18 protein-coding genes are annotated in these 20,787 nt (G+C 67.7%); 9 read left to right on the top strand and 9 right to left on the bottom strand.

Features of this window, described 5'->3' with window-relative positions:
* Window positions 1-74: 74 nt before the first annotated feature.
* From W7U_RS02895 to W7U_RS02885, 3 genes are all read left to right on the top strand, one after another.
* The gene (locus W7U_RS02895) at window positions 75-3,797 is read left to right on the top strand and encodes a multifunctional oxoglutarate decarboxylase/oxoglutarate dehydrogenase thiamine pyrophosphate-binding subunit/dihydrolipoyllysine-residue succinyltransferase subunit (RefSeq protein WP_008254673.1); all 3,723 of its coding nucleotides are present in this window, start codon (window positions 75-77) and stop codon (window positions 3,795-3,797) included.
* 81 nt (window positions 3,798-3,878) lie between these two features.
* Window positions 3,879-4,706 (top strand): SDR family oxidoreductase, encoded by an 828-nt coding sequence (locus W7U_RS02890; protein WP_008254671.1) that lies wholly within the window; start codon window positions 3,879-3,881, stop codon window positions 4,704-4,706.
* Window positions 4,707-4,817: 111 nt separating this feature from the next.
* On the top strand, window positions 4,818-5,669 hold the full coding sequence (locus tag W7U_RS02885; RefSeq protein WP_008254668.1) for an SDR family NAD(P)-dependent oxidoreductase: 852 nt from the start codon (window positions 4,818-4,820) through the stop codon (window positions 5,667-5,669).
* 5 nt (window positions 5,670-5,674) lie between these two features.
* On the opposite strand, the gene W7U_RS02880 is transcribed toward W7U_RS02885, so the two are convergent.
* The 3 genes from W7U_RS02880 to W7U_RS02870 form a co-directional block, all read right to left on the bottom strand.
* The gene (locus W7U_RS02880; protein WP_008254666.1) at window positions 5,675-6,547 is read right to left on the bottom strand and encodes a glycine betaine ABC transporter substrate-binding protein; all 873 of its coding nucleotides are present in this window, start codon (window positions 6,545-6,547) and stop codon (window positions 5,675-5,677) included.
* On the bottom strand, window positions 6,544-7,743 hold the full coding sequence (locus W7U_RS02875; RefSeq protein WP_008254665.1) for an NADP-dependent malic enzyme: 1,200 nt from the start codon (window positions 7,741-7,743) through the stop codon (window positions 6,544-6,546). The genes W7U_RS02880 and W7U_RS02875 overlap by 4 nt, the downstream gene beginning before the upstream one ends.
* A gap of 63 nt (window positions 7,744-7,806) precedes the next feature.
* Window positions 7,807-8,796, bottom strand: coding sequence for a malate dehydrogenase (locus W7U_RS02870; protein ID WP_008254662.1), 990 nt, complete (start codon window positions 8,794-8,796; stop codon window positions 7,807-7,809).
* A 180-nt stretch (window positions 8,797-8,976) separates the two neighbouring features.
* Between W7U_RS02870 and corA the strand changes: the two genes are divergently transcribed.
* Both corA and W7U_RS02860 read left to right on the top strand, forming a co-directional pair.
* On the top strand, window positions 8,977-10,071 hold the full coding sequence (gene corA / locus W7U_RS02865; RefSeq protein ID WP_008254660.1) for a magnesium/cobalt transporter CorA: 1,095 nt from the start codon (window positions 8,977-8,979) through the stop codon (window positions 10,069-10,071).
* A 136-nt stretch (window positions 10,072-10,207) separates the two neighbouring features.
* Window positions 10,208-11,101 (top strand): type IV toxin-antitoxin system AbiEi family antitoxin domain-containing protein, encoded by an 894-nt coding sequence (locus W7U_RS02860; RefSeq protein ID WP_008254658.1) that lies wholly within the window; start codon window positions 10,208-10,210, stop codon window positions 11,099-11,101.
* Between the two features lie 82 nt (window positions 11,102-11,183).
* Here the strand turns inward: W7U_RS02860 and W7U_RS02855 are convergent, their stop codons facing one another.
* From W7U_RS02855 to W7U_RS02830, 6 genes are read right to left on the bottom strand one after another with little or no spacing between them, the layout of a single operon-like run.
* On the bottom strand, window positions 11,184-11,777 hold the full coding sequence (locus W7U_RS02855; protein WP_008254656.1) for a suppressor of fused domain protein: 594 nt from the start codon (window positions 11,775-11,777) through the stop codon (window positions 11,184-11,186).
* Window positions 11,774-12,952 (bottom strand): sn-glycerol-3-phosphate ABC transporter ATP-binding protein UgpC, encoded by a 1,179-nt coding sequence (gene ugpC, locus W7U_RS02850; RefSeq protein ID WP_008254654.1) that lies wholly within the window; start codon window positions 12,950-12,952, stop codon window positions 11,774-11,776. The genes W7U_RS02855 and ugpC overlap by 4 nt, the downstream gene beginning before the upstream one ends.
* Window positions 12,953-12,956: 4 nt before the next feature.
* Window positions 12,957-13,796, bottom strand: coding sequence for a carbohydrate ABC transporter permease (locus tag W7U_RS02845; protein ID WP_008254652.1), 840 nt, complete (start codon window positions 13,794-13,796; stop codon window positions 12,957-12,959).
* Window positions 13,786-14,670, bottom strand: coding sequence for a sugar ABC transporter permease (locus tag W7U_RS02840; protein WP_036429161.1), 885 nt, complete (start codon window positions 14,668-14,670; stop codon window positions 13,786-13,788). The genes W7U_RS02845 and W7U_RS02840 overlap by 11 nt, the downstream gene beginning before the upstream one ends.
* Before the next feature lie 50 nt (window positions 14,671-14,720).
* Window positions 14,721-16,133, bottom strand: coding sequence for an extracellular solute-binding protein (locus W7U_RS02835; protein WP_008254648.1), 1,413 nt, complete (start codon window positions 16,131-16,133; stop codon window positions 14,721-14,723).
* Window positions 16,134-16,156: 23 nt separating this feature from the next.
* On the bottom strand, window positions 16,157-16,684 hold the full coding sequence (locus tag W7U_RS02830; protein ID WP_008254647.1) for a general stress protein: 528 nt from the start codon (window positions 16,682-16,684) through the stop codon (window positions 16,157-16,159).
* A 183-nt stretch (window positions 16,685-16,867) separates the two neighbouring features.
* Between W7U_RS02830 and W7U_RS02825 the strand changes: the two genes are divergently transcribed.
* The 4 genes from W7U_RS02825 (at window position 16,868) to W7U_RS02810 (ending at window position 20,783) form a co-directional block, all read left to right on the top strand.
* On the top strand, window positions 16,868-17,446 hold the full coding sequence (locus W7U_RS02825) for a DUF4190 domain-containing protein (RefSeq protein ID WP_008254645.1): 579 nt from the start codon (window positions 16,868-16,870) through the stop codon (window positions 17,444-17,446).
* Between the two features lie 60 nt (window positions 17,447-17,506).
* Complete coding sequence (locus tag W7U_RS02820) at window positions 17,507-18,814, top strand: CBS domain-containing protein (protein ID WP_008254643.1); 1,308 nt, start codon at window positions 17,507-17,509, stop codon at window positions 18,812-18,814.
* A complete protein-coding gene (locus W7U_RS02815; RefSeq protein ID WP_008254638.1) occupies window positions 18,811-19,353 on the top strand; it encodes a DUF1003 domain-containing protein in 543 nt (180 codons plus the stop codon). The genes W7U_RS02820 and W7U_RS02815 overlap by 4 nt, the downstream gene beginning before the upstream one ends.
* Before the next feature lie 104 nt (window positions 19,354-19,457).
* Window positions 19,458-20,783 (top strand): lytic murein transglycosylase, encoded by a 1,326-nt coding sequence (locus W7U_RS02810; RefSeq protein ID WP_170320556.1) that lies wholly within the window; start codon window positions 19,458-19,460, stop codon window positions 20,781-20,783.
* Window positions 20,784-20,787: the final 4 nt, after the last annotated feature.

The raw sequence follows: 20,787 nt of genomic DNA, 5'->3' as shown, positions 1-20,787 counted from the left end.
CAGACGAGGGTGCAGGCACCGCGCGATAGCTGCGGTGGCCCTGTAGGACAAAGGGATTGAGGCGAACTGCGGTCGTGAGCAACATAAGTTCACCATTCGGTCAAAACGAATGGCTGGTCGAGGAGATGTACCGCAAGTTCCGCGATGACCCCTCGTCGGTGGATCCGAGCTGGCACGAGTTCCTCGTCGACTACAACCCCGAGCCGACGGGCGAGGCGGCGACGGCCACCCCGACCAGCGGCGATGGCCGGCCGGCCGCGGCCCCCGCCAAGCCGGCCCCGGCGGCCCCCGAAAGCCCCAAGCCCGCGCCCCCCGCCAGCACGGCGCCCCCCGTCAGCACGGCCGCCGGCAACGGGGTCCCGGCGCGCCCCGCGAAGGCCGCCGCCCCCCCGCCGGCCGAAGGCGACGAGTTGCAGACGCTGCGCGGCGCCGCGGCGGCCGTCGTCAAGAACATGTCGGCGTCGCTGGAGGTGCCGACGGCGACCAGCGTGCGCGCCGTTCCCGCCAAGCTGCTGATCGACAACCGGATCGTCATCAACAACCAACTCAAGCGCACGCGCGGCGGCAAGATCTCGTTCACCCACCTGCTCGGGTACGCGCTGGTGCAGGCGATCAAGAAGTTCCCGAACATGAATCGGCACTACGCCGAGGTCGACGGCAAACCCACCGCCGTCACCCCGGCGCACACCAACCTGGGCCTGGCGATCGACCTGCAGGGCAAGGACGGCAAGCGTTCCTTGGTGGTGGCCGGCATCAAGGGCTGCGAGACCATGCGGTTCGCGCAGTTCGTCACCGCCTACGAAGACATCGTGCGGCGGGCCCGCGACGGCAAGCTGACCGCCGAAGACTTTGCCGGCGTGACGATTTCGCTGACCAACCCGGGCACCATCGGCACCGTGCACTCGGTGCCGCGGCTGATGAACGGCCAGGGCGCCATCATCGGCGTCGGCGCCATGGAGTACCCCGCCGAGTTCCAGGGCGCCAGCGAGGAACGCATCGCCGAGCTGGGGATCGGCAAGCTGATCACGCTGACCTCGACCTATGACCACCGCATCATCCAGGGCGCGGAATCCGGCGACTTCTTGCGCACGATCCACGAGATGCTGCTCTCGGATGCGTTCTGGGACGAGATCTTCCGCGAGCTGGGCAACCCGTATCTGCCGGTGCGCTGGAGCACCGACAACCCGGACTCGATCGTCGACAAGACCGCCCGGGTTATGGAATTGATTGCGGCCTACCGCAATCGCGGCCACCTGATGGCCGACATCGACCCACTGCGCTTGGACGGCAGCCGGTTCCGCAGCCACCCCGACCTCGAGATCCTCAACCACGGCCTGACGCTGTGGGATCTCGATCGGGTGTTCAAAGTCAACGGCTTCGCCGGTTCCGAGTACAAGAAGCTGCGCGATGTGCTGGGCCTGCTGCGCGATGCCTACTGCCGGCACATCGGCGTGGAGTACACCCACATCCTCGATCCCGAGCAGCAGGAGTGGCTGCAACAGCGCGTCGAGACCAAGCACGTCAAACCGACGGTGGCCGAGCAGAAGTTCATCCTGAGCAAACTGAACGCGGCCGAGGCCTTCGAGACCTTCCTGCAGACCAAATACGTTGGGCAGAAACGGTTTTCACTCGAGGGGGCGGAAAGCATCATTCCGATGATGGACGCGGCGATCGACCAGTGCGCCGAGCACGGGCTCGACGAGGTGGTCATCGGGATGCCGCACCGTGGCCGGCTCAACGTGCTGGCCAACATCGTCGGCAAGCCGTACTCGCAGATCTTTTCGGAGTTCGAGGGCAACCTCAACCCCGCGCAGGCGCACGGCTCCGGCGACGTCAAATACCACCTGGGCGCCACCGGCGTTTACCTACAGATGTTCGGCGACAACGACATTCAGGTGTCGCTGACCGCCAACCCGTCGCACCTGGAAGCCGTCGACCCGGTGCTGGAGGGCCTGGTGCGCGCCAAGCAGGACCTGCTGGACCGGCGCGCCGAGGACCAGGGGGACGACAAGGCCTTCTCGGTGGTGCCGATGATGCTGCACGGCGACGCGGCGTTCGCCGGTCAGGGCGTGGTCGCCGAGACCCTCAACCTGACCCACCTGCCCGGTTACCGCGTCGGCGGCACCATCCACATCATCGCCAACAACCAGATTGGCTTCACCACCGCGCCGGAGTACTCACGGTCCAGCGAGTACTGCACCGACGTCGCGAAGATGATCGGGGCGCCGATCTTCCACGTCAACGGCGACGACCCGGAGGCGTGCGCGTGGGTGGCCAAGCTGGCAGTCGACTTCCGGCAGGAGTTCAAGAAGGACGTCGTCATCGACATGCTGTGCTACCGCAAGCGCGGGCACAACGAAGGCGATGACCCGTCGATGACCAACCCCGCCATGTACGACGTCGTCGACATCAAGCGCGGGGTCCGGAAGAGCTACACCGAGGCCCTGATCGGCCGCGGCGACATCTCGATGAAGGAAGCCGAGGACGCCCTGCGCGACTACCAGGGCCAGCTCGAGCGGGTGTTCAACGAGGTCCGCGAGCTGGAGAAGCACGGCGCGCTGCCCAGCGAATCGGTGGAGGCCGACCAGATGCTGCCCGCGGGCCTGTCCACCGCGGTGGACAAGGCGTTGCTGGCCCGCATCGGTGACGCGTTCCTGGCGCTACCCGAGGGCTTCACGGCGCACCCGCGGGTGCAGCCGGTCCTGGAGAAGCGCCGGGAGATGGCCTACGAGGGCAAGATCGACTGGGCCTTCGCCGAACTGCTGGCGCTCGGCTCGCTGGTGGCCGAGGGCAAGCTGGTGCGCCTATCGGGGCAAGACACCCGGCGCGGCACCTTCTCGCAGCGCCACTCGGTGATCATCGACCGCAACACCGGCGAGGAGTTCACGCCGCTGCAGCTGCTGGCGACCAACCCCGACGGCACCCCCACCGGCGGCAAGTTCCTGGTCTACGACTCCCCGCTGTCGGAATACGCGGCCGTCGGCTTCGAGTACGGCTACACCGTGGGCAACCCGGACGCGCTCGTCCTGTGGGAAGCCCAATTCGGGGACTTCGTCAACGGCGCGCAGTCGATCATCGACGAGTTCATCAGCTCCGGCGAGGCCAAGTGGGGCCAGCTGTCCAACGTGGTGCTGCTGCTGCCGCACGGCCACGAAGGCCAGGGCCCCGACCACACCTCCGGCCGCATCGAGCGCTTCCTGCAGCTGTGGGCAGAGGGTTCGATGACGATCGCGATGCCCTCCACGCCGTCCAACTATTTCCACTTGTTGCGCCGGCACGCCCTCGACGGGGTGCAGCGCCCGCTGATCGTGTTCACGCCCAAGTCGATGCTGCGCAACAAGGCGGTGGTCAGCGACGTCAAGGACTTCACCGAGATCAAGTTCCGCTCGGTGCTCGAAGAGCCGACCTACGAGGACGGCATCGGCGATCGCGGCAAGGTCAGCAGGGTCCTGCTGACCAGCGGCAAGCTCTACTACGAGTTGGTGGCCCGCAAGGCCAAGGACAACCGGGACGACGTGGCGATCGTGCGGATCGAGCAGCTCGCCCCGCTGCCGAAACGCCGGCTGGGCGAAACGCTGGACCGCTACCCGAGCGTCCAGGAGTACTTCTGGGTTCAGGAAGAGCCGGCCAACCAGGGCGCGTGGCCGCGCTTCGGCCTGGAATTGCCCGAGCTGCTGCCCGACAAGCTGACCGGGCTCAAGCGGATTTCCCGCCGGGCGATGTCGGCCCCGTCGTCGGGCTCGTCGAAGGTGCACGCCGTCGAGCAGCAGGAGATCATCGACACGGCCTTCGGCTGATTCGCCGTTCACACCCGAAGAAAGTGGGACCGCCGGTACCGGCTAGCCTCGACGCAAACGGGCCGACTAGGAAGGGTGCTCATGCAAGGATTCGCCGGCAAGGTCGCGGTGGTGACGGGCGCGGGTTCGGGTATCGGGCAGGCGCTGGCCGTCGAGTTGGGGCGCTCGGGGGCCAAGCTGGCCATCAGCGACGTCGACCTCGAAGGGCTGGCCCAGACCGAGGAGCAGCTGAAGGCGATCGGCGCCCAGGTCAAGGCGGATCGCCTCGACGTGACCGAACGCGAAGCGTTCCTGGCCTACGCCGACGCGGTCAAAGAGCACTTCGGCACGGTCAACCAGATCTACAACAACGCCGGGATCGCCTTCACCGGCGACGTCGAAGTCAGCCAGTTCAAGGACATCGAACGCGTGATGGACGTCGACTTCTGGGGCGTGGTCAACGGCACCAAGGCGTTCCTCCCGCACCTGATCGCGTCCGGCGACGGGCACGTCATCAACGTCTCCAGCGTGTTCGGGCTCTTCTCGGTGCCGGGGCAGGCGGCCTACAACTCGGCGAAGTTCGCCGTCCGCGGCTTCACCGAGGCGCTGCGCCAGGAGATGGTGGCCGCCGGCCACCCGGTCGCGGTGACCACGGTGCACCCGGGCGGCATCAAGACCGCGATCGCCCGCAACGCCACCACCGCCGAGGGCCTCGATCAGGCCGAGCTGGCCAAGTTATTCGACAAGCGGCTGGCCAAGACCACCCCGCAGCGCGCGGCCCAGATCATCCTCGACGCGGTGCGCAAGAAGAAGGCGCGGGTGCTCGTCGGCGCGGACGCCAAGGTGTTGGACATCTTGGTGCGCCTGACGGGTTCGGGGTATCAGCAGCTGTTCGGCCCCGTCATGGGCCGGCTGCTGCCCAAGCAGTGATCGATCTCTCAGTGTGACGGGCGCGCGCGTTCACCGTTTCGCCCTGCGCTAGCCACCATCACTGGTAACGATTAGCCTCAACGCGGTCAAGCCTGGTCGAGGGAGTGTTGCATGGATGGGTTCGCCGGCAAGGTCGCCGTGGTCACGGGCGCGGGCTCGGGCATCGGCCAGGCGCTGGCGGTCGAGCTCGGTCGCGCCGGCGCCAAGGTCGCGATCAGCGACGTGGACACCGCAGGGCTGGCGCAGGCCGCAGAGCAACTGGCGGCGATCGGCGCACCGGTCAAATCCGACCAGCTCGACGTGACCGAGCGCAGCGCCTTCCTCGCTTACGCCGACGCGGTCAACGAGCACTTCGGCGCGGTCAACCAGGTCTACAACAACGCCGGCATCACGTTCATCGGATCCATCGAGGACAGCCGGTTCAAGGACATCGAGCGCGTCATCGACGTCGACTACTGGGGCGTCGTCAACGGCACCAAGGCGTTCCTTCCGCACCTGATCGCCTCCGGGGACGGACACGTCATCAACATCTCGAGCGCGCTCGGCCTGTTTTCCGCGCCCGGCCAGGCGGCGTACGTCTCGGCCAAGTTCGCCGTCCGCGGCTTCACCGAGGCGCTGCACCAGGAGATGGCGCGCGCCGGTCACCCGGTGCGGGTGACGACAGTGCATCCGGGCGGCATCAAAACCGCGTTCGCCCGCAACGCCACCGGCGTCGAGGGGCTCGACCACGCCGAGTTGGCCAACCTGTTCGAGGAACAGCAGGCCAAGACCACCCCGCAGCGTGCGGCTCAGCTCATCCTCGAAGGGGTGCGCAAGAACAAGGCCCGGGTGCTGGTTGGGCCGGACGTCAAGGCGATGGACCTGGTCGTGCGGCTGACGGGTTCGCGGCCGGAGCTGCTGCTGGGCGGGCCGGTGATGAGCCGGCTTCAGCAGGTCGTGCACCGGCTGCTGCCCAAGCGCTGATTTGTTCAGCGGCCCAGCGGGTGCTCGGCTAACCAGCCGGCCGCCACCGCCTGCGGGTCGGCGCCGGCACGCACTTGCCGGCGCATGTCGACCAGGGCCGCGGTGTCGAGCACGCCGGCCACTTCGTTGATCGCCAACACTTGCCGTTCGCTGAGCGCGTTGCGCCGATACAGCGGCACCACGTTTTCGGCCCGGATCAGCGTGGGCTTGGTGTCGGCCAGCGCGACCAGGTCGGCGGGGACACCCGGGTCGGCGGTGGTCGTCCATGCCGCGGTCAGCCGTCCGGACGCGACCGCCGCGAACATCGTTGTGCCATCCGGGAATTCACGCGGATCCGGAAGGCGGCAGGGGCCGATGGCCGACGGCGCCCGGTGGCCGGCGACGGTCCCGAGGACGAGATCGGCGCAGTGCCGCGGCAGCGTGCTCAAGTCCGCGCTGACGTCGCTGCCGCCCCATGACTTGGCGGTGGCCCGGCTCACCAACAGCACGGGTTTGTCCTCGGCGGCCGTCGTGTAGTCGCCCGCCACGATGCCCTCGGGTAGGGCGGCGATCATCGCTCGGTAGACGTCTTTGTCGGACATCGCTGTGGCGCTTGGCTGCAGGCGTTGCAACACCCGGCCGGTGAAGGCGGGAACGACGGTGATTGCGCCCGAATCCAATTCGGCCTTCGGGTCGGTGGTCGGCTGGAACCGCGCGCCGAATCCGTAGGACCGCAAGGCGGCCACGTAGATGCCGGCCAGCAGCGCCGATTCGGCATCAGACCGGGACCCGACCACGACCTCCGCGCGGGCGCGAGGATCGCCGCCGGTGTCGGTCGCGCAACCGGAAACGGCGAGTATGGCGGCGAGCAGCGGTGCCGCCAGCCTGCCGATTTTCACCCCCCGGAGACGGAAATGTCGGCGGCGATCGCCACGGCCGCGGCAACCGCCTCCCCGACGCGCAGGTCCAGCGGGCTGGGGACGATCCGGTCGGGGGCAAGGTCGTCGCTGACGACGGAGAAGATCGCCTCGGCCGCGGCGACCATCATCTTCTCGGTGATCCGGCGGGCACCCGCCTCTAGCGCGCCGCGGAACACCCCTGGGAATGCCAGCACGTTGTTGATCTGGTTCGGGAAGTCGCTGCGGCCGGTGGCCACCACCGAGGCGTACTTGGCCGCGATCTGGGGGTGGATCTCCGGATCGGGGTTGGACAGTGCGAACACGATTCCGTTGGGTGCCATCGTGGCGATCATCTCTTCGGGGACCACGCCGCCCGACAGGCCGAGGAACACGTCCGCGCCGCGGAGGGCTTCCGCCGCGCTGCCGGTCAGGCCGTCGGGATTGGTGCGCCGCGCCAGGGCCGCCTTGACGTCGTTCATGTCGTCCCGAGCGGTGTGCAGGATTCCGCGCGAGTCGAGGACGGTGATGTCCGAAACACCCATCACCATAAGGAGATTGGTGCACGCGACACCGGCGGCCCCGGCCCCGGACACCACCACCTTCAGCGAGTTCATGTCCCGGCCGAGCAGCTTGCTGGCGCCCATGAGCGCGGCCAGCACCACGATGGCCGTGCCGTGCTGGTCGTCGTGCATCACCGGGCAGTCCAGGGCCTCGATGGCCCGGCGTTCGATCTCGAAGCAGCGCGGCGCGGAGATGTCCTCGAGGTTGACGGCGCCGAACGTCGGGCGCAGGCGCACCAGGGTTTCGACGATCTCGTCGGGATCCTTGGTGTCGAGCACGATCGGGATGGCGTTCAGCCCGCCGTACGCCTGAAACAGGGCGCACTTGCCCTCCATGACCGGCAGCGACGCCGCGGGCCCGATGTCGCCCAGGCCGAGCACCGCGCTGCCGTCGCTGACGACGGCCACCAGCCGGTTCGCCCAGGTGTAGCGGGCCGCCTGAGCGTGGTCGGCGGCGATCGCGCGGCTGACCTGCGCCACGCCGGGGGTGTAGGCGATCGACAGCGCGCGCTGGGTGTCCAGCGGGGACGTCAGGCTCACCGAAAGCTTGCCGCCTACGTGTGCCTCGAAGATCTCGGCATCGGTGATCGCACCATGCTCGGCCTGCGTCTGTATCGATTCAAGCAATTCGGACACGGGGTTCAGGGTAAGGCCTACCCATTAGTAGGCCTAATTGGTGATCTGGGTCATACTCCGGCGTTAGATCAGCTTGAGCTCGGTGACCGCGGTGCGCTCCTCCACCAGCTCGGCGGTGGTCTTGTCGATGCGCCCCTGGGAGAACTCGTCGATCTCCAGGCCCTGCACGATCGACCAGTTGCCGTCCTTGGTGGTCACCGGGAACGACGACACGATGCCTTCGGGCACGCCGTAGGAGCCGTCGGAGTAGACGGCCATCGACACCCAGTCGCCCTCCGGGCTGCCGAGCAGCCAGGAGCGGGCGGCGTCGACGGTGGCCGAGGCGGCCGACGCGGCCGAGGACGCGCCGCGGGCGTCGATGATGGCCGCGCCGCGCTTGGCGACGGTCGGGATGAAGTCGTTCTCGATCCAGGCCTGGTCGTTGACCACCTCGGCGGCATTCTTGCCGCCGATCTCGGCGTGGAAGATGTCGGGGTACTGGGTCGCGGAGTGGTTGCCCCAGATCGTCATCTTCTTGATGTCGGTGACCTTGGCGCCGGTCTTTCGGGCCAGCTGCGAGATAGCCCGGTTGTGGTCCAGCCGGGTCAGCGCCGAGAACCGCTCCTTGGGGATGTCGGGGGCGTTGCTCAGCGCGATCAGCGCGTTGGTGTTCGCCGGGTTGCCGGTCACGCCGATGCGGACGTCGTCGGCGGCAACCTCGTTGAGCGCCTTGCCCTGGGCGGTGAAGATCGCGCCGTTGGCCTCCAGCAGGTCGCTGCGCTCCATGCCCGGGCCGCGCGGCCGCGCCCCGACCAGCAGGGCCAGGTTGACGCCGTCGAAGATCTTGTTCGCGTCCGCGCCGATCTCGACGCCGGACAGCAGCGGGAAGGCGCAGTCGTCGAGCTCCATCACGACGCCCTCGAGCGCCTTGAGCGCGGGCTCGATCTCCAGGAGACGCAGCTCGATCGGGCGGTCGGGGCCCAGCAGCGAGCCACTGGCCAGGCGGAACAAGAGGCTGTAGCCGATCTGGCCGGCGGCGCCGGTGACGGCGACCTTGAGAGGACTTGCGCTCACGTCGATGTACTCCTTGTGGAGAAGGTCGTGCGGATTTGAGGTTTCGGCTCGAAACTAGCGCACCCTTTTTCGATCGCATTCTCCGGTCCGCTACCAGGGCTGATCGTCAGGCTTTGAACAGCCGGGACGCGTAGCATGGAGCACCGCCTGGTCGGGACCTGCGCTGCGAGGGAGGTGGATGTGTTCCAAGGATTCGACGCACTGCCCGAAGCGCTTCGGCCCCTCGCGCAGGAACCCGAACCGCAGCCGGGCGCGCGACCGGCCAAGGAGACGCTCGTCGACTGCGCCGTCTACGCCGACGGCCACCGGCTGCCCGGCAAGATCGGTTACGCCGCCTCCCTGGACAAGGTGCGCGAGATCGAAGCGCAGGGGCACGAAGGGTTCGTCTGGGTGGGCCTGCGCGAACCCAGCCAGGCCCAGATGCAGGAGGTGGCCGACGTCTTCGGCCTGCACCCGCTGGCCGTGGAAGACGCGGTGTGCGCCCATCAGCGGCCCAAGGTGGAGCGGTACGACGACACCCTGTTCCTCGTCCTCAAGACCGTCAATTACGTCCGGCACGAATCGGTTGTGCTGGCCCGTGAGATCGTCGAGACGGGCGAGATCATGGTCTTCGTCGGCCGCGACTTCGTGGTCACGGTCCGCCACGGTGAACACGGCGGACTGTCCGAGGTGCGCAAGCGGATGGACGGCGACCCCGAGCAGATGCGGCTGGGCCCCTTCGCGGTGATGCACGCGATCGCCGACCACGTGGTGGACCACTACCTCGAGGTGAGCAGTTTGATGTTGTCCGACATCGACAGCATCGAGGGTTTGGCCTTCGCGCCGGGCAGCAAGATCGACGTCGAGCCGATCTATCTGCTCAAACGCGAGGTCGTCGAGCTCCGCCGGTGCGTCAACCCGCTGTCGGCCGCGTTCCACCGGATCCAGGTGGAGAACAAGGACGTGATCTCCAAGGAGTTGCGGCGCTATCTGCGCGACGTCGCCGACCACCACTCCGAGGCCGCCGACCAGATCGCCAGCTACGACGACACCCTCAACTCGTTGATCCAGGCCGCGTTGGCTCGCGTCGGGATGCAGCAGAACAACGACATGCGCAAGATGGCGGCCTGGGCCGGCATCCTGGCGGTGCCCACCATGGTCGCCGCCATCTACGGGATGAACTTCCGTTTCATGCCCGAGCTGACTTGGACGTGGGGCTACCCGGGGGTGATGGCGGTGATGGTCGTCGTCTGCCTGGTCCTGTATTTCCAGTTCCGCAACCGCAACTGGCTCTGACGGTTCGCCGAGCAGACACAAAAGCACCTAGTTCTTGGGCGTGTTGGGTGCTTTTGCGTCTGGTGGTCGTATCCACAGTCGCAGAGCTGTCTACATCTCGTGGGCGCCTGACTACTTGGATGGCGCGCTTTGCCGCATGTTTACAGCTGTGGACATCGAACGCGTGCTCTTCGACGGTGGCGGGCTGGCGACGACCGCCCAGCTTTTGACTGTGGTGTCTCGCACACGCTTGGCCGGACTTATCAAGTCCGGCAAGCTTATTCGGGTATGTCACGGCGTCTATTCCGGCCATGAGCCCGATACAGCTGGCATGCTGTCCGCGCTTGACCTGGCGGTTGGGCAGCCGGTCGTGGCCTGTCTGGGTACCGCCGCCGGGCTGTACGGCTTCGACACCGAAAGCACCTATCGGCTCCATGTCCTCGATCCGGGCGTCAGGATGCGTCCGTCGCCGGGGGTCATGGTGCATCAGCGAATCGGTGCGCCGCTGCGACACGTCAACGGTCGCCTTGCGACGGCACCCGCATGGACGGCAATCGAAATAGCGCGAGCGCTACGGCCGTCGCGCGCTTTGGCGACGCTTGATGCCGCCCTGCACACAGGCGCTTGCACCGCAGTGGAATTGACCGCGGCATGCCGCAAGCAGCGGGGCCGTCGTGGGATCGTGAAGGTTCGCAAGTTAGTCGACTACGCCGACGGCCGCGCCGAATCGCCCATGGAAAGTGAAGCGCGGCTCCTTTTCATCGACAGCGGACTGCCCGCGCCAGAGCTGCAATACAACATCCTGGACCGCCACGGCAAACTATGGCGCGCCGACTTTGCCTGGCCAGACGCCATGGTCGTCGTCGAATACGACAGCGTGGAATGGCACGTAGGTCGCGACGCCCTATTGCACGACCGACTGAAAACGGCGCGACTACAGGAGTGCGGCTGGACATGTATTCCGATGACAGTTGACGACATCCGACGAGATCCGGTCGGCCTGATTGCGCGGATCAACAGTCATCTGACGACGCCCCGCATGGCGGGCTGAGCCCACGCAAACCCTCGCGAGCAGACACAAAAACACCCAATTATTCGGCGTGTCGGGTGCTTTTGCGTCTGCTCGGCAAGAATCAGTTGGGTTGTGCGGCGGGGCGATTCGTGTTCAGCACATCGACGCCGTCGTTATCCCACGCTTGCCGCATCGCCTCGGCGCCTTTCAACCGCACCCACGCCGCCTCGGTCGCGGTGATGGGGGTCGCCAACAGGAAGCGCACCGGGTCGCGGGGCGGTTCCAGCGGCAGATCCGCGATCTCGCTGCGGCCCAGCAACACCGCGGTGAACGGCACCTTCCGCGACGGCGACGCCCACAGCGGCGAGCCGAGGTCGATCAGCGCATCGGCACTCAGCACGGCGCCCTCGACGGCGGGAGTTGCCGCCAGTATCGCGATGCTGCGGGCGATGCCGGTGATCGGGCCGGGATCGCGCAACTGCAGGACGATTTCGGCCCGCGGCCCGCGCACCGGGTCGGCGATATCGAGGGTCGGTTCGGTCATGGGGTGGCGCGAGCAGCCCAGGGAGACGTAGTGCACCAGCCCGCTTGTCTCGCGGAATCGCAGCACGTCGATGGTTTCGGTGCCGAGGAATGTCACGCTCGCCGAATCGGGTTCGAGGTCGCCGAAGTGGGCGCGTACATGCGCACGGACCTGGTCCAACGGCTGCGTCACCGCGCGTCCGACGGCGCGATGGTCAGGTTGGCCCCGGAGTCGGCGTCGAAGACCACGAGCCGTGTCGTGTCGAACGCCAACTCGATCGACTGCCCGATGACCGCCTTGGATTCGGCGGGAACCCGTGCCACGAACTGGTTTTCGTGCGCGTCTCCCTCGGCGGCCAGATCGTCCAGTTGCGCCGAGTGCGCGGCCCATGCCGCGGTGGAGAAGTACACGTACTTGTCGGCGCCCAGCGATTCGACCAGGTCGACCTTCACCTCGAAGGTCAACGCCCTGATGCGCTGGTAACCGTCGATCAACGCGGCGTCGGACAGATGCTCGGGCCGCACGCCCACGATGACGTTGCCCGGCGTGGGGTGCTGGGCGATCACCTCTTGGACGTCCGGTGTCAGCATCACCTCCCCGAAGGGCAGCGTCAGCCCGATCGGCGTCAACGTGGCCGGGAAGAAATTCATCGCCGGCGAGCCGATGAAGCCCGCGACGAACAGGTTGGCCGGGTGCTCGTAAAGCTCATCGGGGGTGCCGATTTGCTGTGCGACGCCCGAATGCATCACCACCACCCGGTCGCCCAGCGTCATGGCCTCGGTCTGATCGTGGGTGACGTAAACGGTCGTCGTGCCCAGCCGCTTTTGCAGCCTGGCGATCTCGCCACGCATCTGGACGCGCAGTTTGGCATCCAGGTTGGACAGGGGCTCGTCCATCAGAAACGCCTTGGGATGGCGCACGATCGCGCGGCCCATCGCCACCCGCTGCCGCTGTCCCCCGGACAGCTGGGAGGGCTTGCGGTCCAGAAAGTCGGTCAGGTCAAGGGTTTTGGCGGTCTCGGCGACCTTTTGCGCGATCTCGGGCTTCGGCATCTTCGCCAGCGTCAACGGGAACGCGATGTTCTGCCGCACCGTCATGTGCGGGTACAGCGCATAGGACTGGAACACCATCGCGATGTCGCGGTCTTTGGGCGCCTTCTCGTTCACCCGTTCGCCGCCGATGCGCAGCTCACCCGAGGAGATATCTTCAAGCCCGGCAATCATGTTCAGCGTCGTGGTCTTACCGCAGCCCGACGGGCCGACCAGGATCAGAAATTCGCCGTCGGCGATGGTGATGTTCAGGTCGTGCACCGCCACGGCGCCGTCGGGATAACTCTTGCTGACATGGTCCAGCACAATCTCGGCCATCGCGTCATCCCTTCACGGCGCCGGAGGTCAACCCGGCGACGATTCGTCGTTGGAAGATTAGAACAAAAGCGATGATGGGAACGGTGATCACCACGGCGCCGGCCGCGATCGATCCGGTCGGCTCCTCGAACTGTGAACTGCCACTGAAGTTCACGATCGCCACCGGCGCGGTGATCGCCGCCTTGGTAGCGGTCAGGGTCAGCGCCAGCAGCAGATCGTTCCAGGCGAAGATGAACACCAGGATCGCGGCGGTCACCACGCCCGGCGCCGCCAGGGGGACGATCACCTTGCGGAACGCCTGCGCCGGGGAAGCGCCGTCCATTTTCGCCGCCTTCTCCAAATCCCAGGGGATCTCGCGGAAAAACGCCGACAACGTGTAGATCGCGAGCGGCAGCGCGAACGTGATGTAGGGCAGGATCAGGCCCGGCCAGGTGTCGAACAGGCCGACGAAGCGTTCGATGTTGAACAGCGGTGTGACCAACGAGATCGCGGGAAACATCGTGATCAGCAGCGTGGCGCCGACCAGCGCCCGCTTGCCCGGAAAATTCAGGCGCGCGATCGCGTAGCCGGCCATCGCCCCGAGCGTCACCGCGATCGCGGTGGTGATCAACCCGATCCCGACGGAGTTGATCAGCGCCGAGCTGAAGATGTCGCCGCGAAAGATGCCGCGATAGTTGTCCAGGGATACCGACGACGGAATCAGCTTGCCGTCCTTGACCGTTGACGTCGGCTTCAGCGAGAGGCTGAAGATCCACAACACCGGCAGCAGCGCGTACACCACGACCACCGTGTCGATGACGGCCCAGATCGTGGTGCGCCGCGCGTCCTGCCGGTCAGCGGCCATCGACGTCACCACCGGGCGCCGCCGCCCCGAAGACCTTGATGAACAGTAGGGCGATGAGGCCCACGCACACGAAGATCAGCACGCTGATCGCCGAGCCGAGCCCGACGTTGAACCCCTTGAACAGGTTGTCGTAGCCCAGGATCGACACCGAATCGGTGTTGTTGGCGCCGTTGGTCAAGACGTAGATGTTGTCGAAAATGCGGAACGCGTCCAGGGTTCGGAACAGCAGGGCGACCACCACGGCCGGCTTGATGATCGGCAGGATGACGCCGGTCAGCCGGCGCCAGGGGCCGGCGCCGTCGACCTGGGCGGCCTTCAGCAGCTCCTCTGGCACCAGTGCCAGCCCGGCCAACAGCAGCAGCGACATGAACGGCGTCGTCTTCCAGACCTCGGCGACCACGACGATCGCCAGCGACGGGATCTGCGAAGTCAGCGGTGCGCTGCCATGCGGCAGCAGGTTGGCCAGGTAGCCCGTCCCGGGCGTCCAGGCGTAGTACCAGCTGTACGACGCGACCACGGTGACGATGCCGTACGGGATCAGGATCGCGGTGCGCACCAAGCCTTTTCCGACGAGGGTGCGGTGCATCACCAGCGCCAGTGTCAGGCCCAGGACGAATTCGACGGTCACCGACACGACGGTGATGCCCAGCGTGACCGCCAGCGCGGTCCACCAATACCGATCGGTCAGGATCGTCACGTAATTGCCCAGCCCGATGAACGCGGTGTCGTCGGGGACGGCAAGGTTGTTGCGCTGCAGGCTCAACCACACGGCGTAACCGATCGGATAGGCCGTCACCGTCAGCATCAGAAGCGCCGCCGGGGCGACGAGCAACAAGGCCAAGCGCTGTTCGGAGAGCCGGTTTCGGGTCCGCAAACGCGGTGCGACGGAAGACGGCCGGGCGCGCGTTGCGGGGGCGGTGGCCGTCACGGCAACAGCCCCTTCCCGTCGATCGCCTTCTGCACCTCGGCGCTGAGTTCGTCGGCGGTTCGCTCCGGGTCGATCTCGGTGATCGGGCTCAGCGTCGCGGCCAATCGGATGGCCACCGCCTGGTAGACCGGCGTGGCCGGACGCACCGCGGCGTCGGTGAGTTGCCGCCGGATGATCGTGTACATCGGATACTTGGCCTGGAACTGCGGATCGGAATACAGCGACGTGCGCACCGGGGGTAGGCCGCCTGCGATCGACACGTACTTCTGATGTTGCAGGCTGCGCAGACAGCGGATGGCCTCGAACGCCTCGGCGCGGTGGCGGGTGGTGCTGGCCACCGCCAGGTTCGCCCCGCCGATGGTCACCTTGGCCGGATGACCCGGCGCCACACCGGGATACGGCGCGAAGCCGAAGACCTTCTGGCTGGCCTGATAGGCGATGCGGAATTGCTCGTCGCTGGGCACGAACGTCCCGACGTCGTTGATGCTCCCGGCCAGCCGCGGATCCTGGTTGAGCGGCAGAACGGGCACACCGCCTTTCACCGCGTTCTCCAGCATGGATGCCAGCGCATACGGCCAGTTGACCGCGAGTGCGGCCCGGCCCTGTTCGACCGCCAACCGCGCGGTGCCCTCGTCGGTGCGGGTGATCGACGGATCGGCCCCGGGCGCGGTCGCCACGGATTTGAGGGTCCGCAGCGCATCGACGGTGGCGGCCCGGTGCGCCGGCGTGTCGGTCAACGTGACGCGGCGGCCGTCCTCCGAGAGGACCTGGCCGCCCCCACTGGCCAGCAGCGTGTTGAACCAGACCACCAGGCCTTCGCCCTCATTGGCCTGCACGGCGATCCAGCTGGGCTGCCCCGCGGCGTGCAATCTGGTGGCCTCGCGCACCATCCCATCCCAGGTTCTCGGCGGCTGACGCACCAAATCGGGCCGATACCAAAGCAATTGGGTGTTCGTCGTGACGGGGGCCGCGAACAACTTGCCTTCCCAGCGCGCCGTCGACAGCGGGCCCGGCAGGACGTCGGCCGTCGCGTCGGGTTCGGCGCGCCCCGCGGGATCGTCGGACAGCGGTAGCGCCCAGCCCGCCTCGGCGAACTCGGCCGTCCACACCACATCGAGCGACATCACGTCCAGCGTGCGGTCGCGACCGGTCAGCCGCCGCGCCAGCTGCAAACGCTGCTCGCCGGGGGCTCTGGGCAGACTGATCTGTTGAATGGCGAAGCGGCCATCGAACTGCTTCGTGCAATCCTGAGCGACCGCGGTGAACGTCGCGCCGTCGGCGGCCGTGGTGTAGAAGCTGATTACCAGCCCGTGGGTTCCCGAAGCGCACGCGGGTACCGTCGCGGCGATGGTGAGCGTCGCCAGCGCGATCGCGCCTGCCCGGCGTACGCGCCCACGACGACTCACCACCGCTCACACCTCTCGCGGGCGCCTCAAATCGCCAAGCGCGCCAACAGGTCCCGCGCCTTCTCTGCGTTTTGCGGGTCACACAGCACGTCGTAACGCCCGGCCACCAACTGCATGGTCGAGCTGAAATCCCTTGTGCCACGGGCCATTGAGTACGGAACGGCCGAAGTGATCAGCCCAAAGAAGACACCCGCGACCAGGCCCGTGATCAGCGCACCCCACGGATTGGGACTGAAGAAACCCAGCACCAAGCCGATGAACAGGCCCAGCCACGCCCCGCTCAGCACGCCTCCGCCGAGCACCTTGGGCCACGTCAACCGGCCGGTGACCCGCTCCACCTGCATCAGGTCGACCCCGACGATCGTCACCTGCTGGACCGGGAACTGCTGCTCGGACAGATAGTCGACGGCGCGCTGCGCCTCGGCGTAGGTGGGATAGGAGCCGACCGGCCAGCCCCTGGGCGGTGTCGGCAGTCCGGGCGCGCCTCGTCCACGCCCCGTCGCGTTTCCTGGTGTCGCCCCGGGAACCTGCCCAGGCTGGTAAGGATTAGTCATCGCCGTTCATTGTCCTCCGCCTTGGGGATGGTTTCATCTCAGGCCCTCCCCAGCCTAACCACCGGCCTTCCGCCACCTGCGAAAACACGGCGCACGGGGTGGCGGGAACCGTCCCGGGCGCCCGTGGCGCGCTGACGTTTCGCACCCACGGCCACCGGCGGCGGATGGGTTAGGTTGAACACCATGACAGCTCCCGGCGGCGGCTTCGGCGAGGGCGGCCACGACGACAACACCGACTCGCCCCCCACCGGCGGCGAAGCCTCCGAGCCCGCCCCCTGGGAGTCCCCCGCCGCCGAGTCGGCGCCCCCGGCGTACCCGCCGCCGGGTCCCACCGACCACCCGCCCGGGTACCCGCCGTCGTATCCCCCGCCCGTCCCCCCGCCCCCTGGGTACGAACAACCGCCCGGCTACTTCGGACCGCCCTACCCGATGGCGCCGCCGCCGTACGGCGGCCCGCCCCCCTACGGGGCGCACGGATATCCGGGCTATTACCCGCCGCCGGACTACCAGGGCGGCTATCCCACTCAAGCCGCTGTGCCCGGCACCAACGCGCTGGCGATCGCCTCGCTCATCGCGTCGTTCACCGGCCTGTTGTGCGGGCTGGGCTCAATCGTCGCCATAGTGCTGGGCGCGATCGCCCTGGATCAGATCAAGCGGACCCGGCAGGAGGGCTTCGGCCTGGCGGTCGCCGGCATCGTCATCGGGATCGCCACGCTGGTGGTGATTTTGGTGGTCGTGCTCTTCACACTGCGCACGCATTAACGGCCTGACCGCCCCCGGCCGGTCTGCCATCGGGCCGGCGGCTGCCTAGGCTCTACTTCCATGGGATCGGTCAACAGGGTGTACATCGCGCGGCTCGCGCGAATGTTGGTGTTGGGTCCGCTCGGGGAATCCGTCGGTCGGATCCGCGACGTGGTGATCAGCATCAGCATCGTCCGCCAGCAGCCGCGGGTCCTGGGACTGGTCGTCGACCTCGCGACCCGGCGCAGCATCTTCATCCCGATCCTGCGGGTCGCGTCCATCGAGCCCAACGCCGTGACGCTGAGCACCGGCAACGTGTCCCTACGCCACTTCGTGCAGCGACCCGGGGAGGTGCTGGCGATCGGCCAGGTGCTGGACACTCAGGTCAAGGTCAACGACCCCGAACTGCCGGAGCTGGCCGGCCTCGACGTGGTGGTCACCGACCTGGGCATCGAACAGAACCGGACGCGCGACTGGATGGTGAGCCGGGTCGCCGTGCGCACCCACCGGCGGCTCGGACGGCGCGGTCCCGTGCACGTCGTGGACTGGCAGAGCGTGCAGGGTTTGACCCCGTCGGCCCTGGCCTTGCCGGGGCAGGGCGTGGCGCAGCTGCTGGGCCAGTTCGAAGGGCGCAAGCCGGTCGATGTGGCCGACGCGATCCGCGGGCTGCCGGCCAAGCGCCGCTACGAGGTGCTCAGGGCGCTCAACGACGACCGGCTGGCCGACATCCTGCAGGAGCTGCCGGAGCAGGATCAGGCCGAGGTGCTCTCGCAGCTGGGCACCGAGCGATCGGCCGACGTGCTCGAGGAGATGGATCCCGACGACGCCGCCGACCTGCTCGGCATGCTGAACCCCACCGACGCCGAGATGCTGCTGACCCGGATGGACCCCGACGAGTCCGCCCCCGTGCGCCGGCTGCTGACGCATTCGCCGGACACCGCGGGCGGCCTGATGACCTCCAATCCGGTGGTGCTCACCCCCGACACGTCGGTCGCGGAGGCGCTGGCACGGGTCCGCGATCCGGACCTGAGCACCGCCCTGTCGTCGATGGTTTTTGTCGCGCGGCCGCCAACGGCGACGCCGACGGGCCGCTATCTGGGCTGCGTGCACTTGCAGCGGCTGCTGCGCGAGGCGCCGGCCGAGCTGGTCGGCGGGATCGTCGACAGCGAGTTGCTCACGCTGACACCGGAGACTCCGCTGGTCGCCGTGACCCGCTACCTCGCCGCGTACAACCTGGTGTGCGGTCCCGTCGTCGACGACCAGAACCACCTGTTGGGCGCGGTCACGGTGGACGACCTGCTCGATCACCTGCTGCCGCACGACTGGCGCGTGGACATGCAGGAACTCGACACCGCCGGCCGGTTCGAAGGACTGGGAGGATCCTCGTGAGCAAATCCACGGCTCCGCGAGGGCTGTACACCCCGCGGACATCGCGCAGATACTCGCCGCGGCTGGACCCCGAGACCGTCGGGCAATTCACCGAGTCCATCGCGCGGTTCTTCGGCACCGGCCGCTACCTTTTGCTGCAGACGGTCGTGGTGTTCGTGTGGATCGCATTGAACCTGTTCGCGGTGACGGTGCGCTGGGACCCCTACCCGTTCATCCTGCTGAACCTGGCGTTCTCAACCCAGGCCGCCTACGCGGCCCCGCTGATCCTGCTGGCGCAGAACCGGCAGGAGAACCGCGACCGCGTCACGCTCGAAGAGGACCGCCGTCGCGCCGCCCAGACCAAGGCCGACACCGAGTACCTGGCCCGCGAACTGGCCGCGTTACGCCTGGCCGTCGGCGAGGTGGTGACGCGTGAATACCTGCGCCACGAGCTGGATGACCTGCGCGAAAGGCTGGCCAATCTGCAGCCCGGGACCCCGGACTCGGGGCCTCCGCGGCAGGGCGACAACTTGGAGCGCGCGGCTAAGAAATCCAGGTGAGAACCTCTTCAACCATTGCGCCACTCGTGTCACAAGAGTTATGTATGGTGATCTGGTTCACCGAGCTAACAGAAAGTACGCCCAGCTCACACTAGGACGGTCGAGTGCGCATAGGGGGAAGCCGGGGTGCGAGCCCGGCCGCCGCGACTGTGCGGCAGCGAGCACTTCGGAACACGCGCAAGCCGATATTCGGCGTCGCCATGATTACTCCATTGGTCTTCGCGGGCGCCGTCAGCGGGGCGGCTCCTGAACTTCCGGCGCACATGCCGCCGGTCCACGCCGCCGTCACTCCGGTGGCCGCGGTCTCGCCCTCCTTCCCGGACCTCTCCGGGCCCGCCGTCGTCCCAATCGACCGCAGCCCCACCGCCTTTCACGTCGCCGAGCCCGCGCTGTCCGCGCCGCCGCCGGCGATGATCGTCAATGCGCGTGGCGCACTGGGCATTCCGAGCATCGCATTGGCCGCCTACCGCAATGCGGAGCAGAAGATGGCCGTCGCCGCCCCGGGTTGCGGCGTCAGCTGGAATTTGCTGGCCGGCATCGGGCGCATCGAATCGGGCCACGCGGGCGGCGGTGCGGTGGATGCACGCGGGACCGCGATCAACCCGATCTACGGCCCGTCGCTGGACGGCACGCTGCCCGGCAACGAGGTCATCATCCAGAGCAGCGCCGGCAATCGCGTCACCTACGCCCGCGCGATGGGACCGATGCAGTTCTTGCCGGGGACCTGGGCGCGCTACGCCTCCGACGGCAAGGGCGACGGCGTGGCCGACCCGCAGAACCTGTTCGACTCGACGCTCGCGGCCGCCCGGTACTTGTGCAGCGGCGGGCTGAACCTGCGTGATCAGTCGCAGGTGCTGGCCGCGATTCTGCGCTACAACAACTCGATGCCCTACGCGCAGAACGTGCTGGGCTGGGCGGCGGCCTACGCCACGGGCGTCGTCCCGGTCGACCTGCCGCCGATGACCGGACCGCCGCCGCCGCTGGGCGACGCGCACCTCGAGCATCCCGAGGGGCTCGGACCCAACCTGCCGATGAACATCAACGGCCTGCCGATGGACGACCCGCTGGCGCGCGTGCCGCTGATCGACCTGAGCAGCCCGGCGATGGTCAGTCCGCCGCCGATGTTCCCCTGGATGTCTCCCACGCCTCAGCAGGCGCCGACCCAACTTCCCGGGTGCACCGTGATCTGCATCGGCACCCAAAGCGCGGCGCCCGCGGGGCCCCCGCCACCGTTCGCGCCGCCTGCGCCCTTCGCGCCGCCGCCGCCGTTCGCTCCGCCGCCCCCGGATGTCGTCACGCCCCCGGCACCGATCGCGCCGCCGGCACCCCCGGTTGCGCCGCAAGCCGCACCGTCGCCCAAGCCGGCCGCTCCCCCGGCGGCGCCGAACGCGTCAGCGCCGCTTAAGCCCACGCCGGGCCCGGCCAACTGACCCC

Source organism: Mycobacterium sp. H4Y, assembly GCF_000364405.1.
Classification (GTDB): Bacteria; Actinomycetota; Actinomycetes; order Mycobacteriales; family Mycobacteriaceae; genus Mycobacterium; species Mycobacterium intracellulare.
The sequence above is the reverse complement of the archived record's forward strand: the minus strand, read 5'-3'. Positions and strand labels throughout refer to the sequence as shown.

Bases quoted from the DNA above. Each gene is read 5' to 3' on its own strand.
- W7U_RS02825 (WP_008254645.1), top strand. From the start codon at position 16,868: ATGACAGCTCCCGGCGGCGGCTTCGGCGAGGGCGGCCACGACGACAAC.
- W7U_RS02830 (WP_008254647.1), bottom strand. From the start codon at position 16,684: ATGACTAATCCTTACCAGCCTGGGCAGGTTCCCGGGGCGACACCAGGA.
- ugpC (WP_008254654.1), bottom strand. From the start codon at position 12,952: ATGGCCGAGATTGTGCTGGACCATGTCAGCAAGAGTTATCCCGACGGC.
- W7U_RS02845 (WP_008254652.1), bottom strand. From the start codon at position 13,796: ATGGCCGCTGACCGGCAGGACGCGCGGCGCACCACGATCTGGGCCGTC.
- W7U_RS02860 (WP_008254658.1), top strand. From the start codon at position 10,208: ATGTTTACAGCTGTGGACATCGAACGCGTGCTCTTCGACGGTGGCGGG.
- W7U_RS02890 (WP_008254671.1), top strand. From the start codon at position 3,879: ATGCAAGGATTCGCCGGCAAGGTCGCGGTGGTGACGGGCGCGGGTTCG.
- W7U_RS02885 (WP_008254668.1), top strand. From the start codon at position 4,818: ATGGATGGGTTCGCCGGCAAGGTCGCCGTGGTCACGGGCGCGGGCTCG.
- W7U_RS02820 (WP_008254643.1), top strand. From the start codon at position 17,507: ATGGGATCGGTCAACAGGGTGTACATCGCGCGGCTCGCGCGAATGTTG.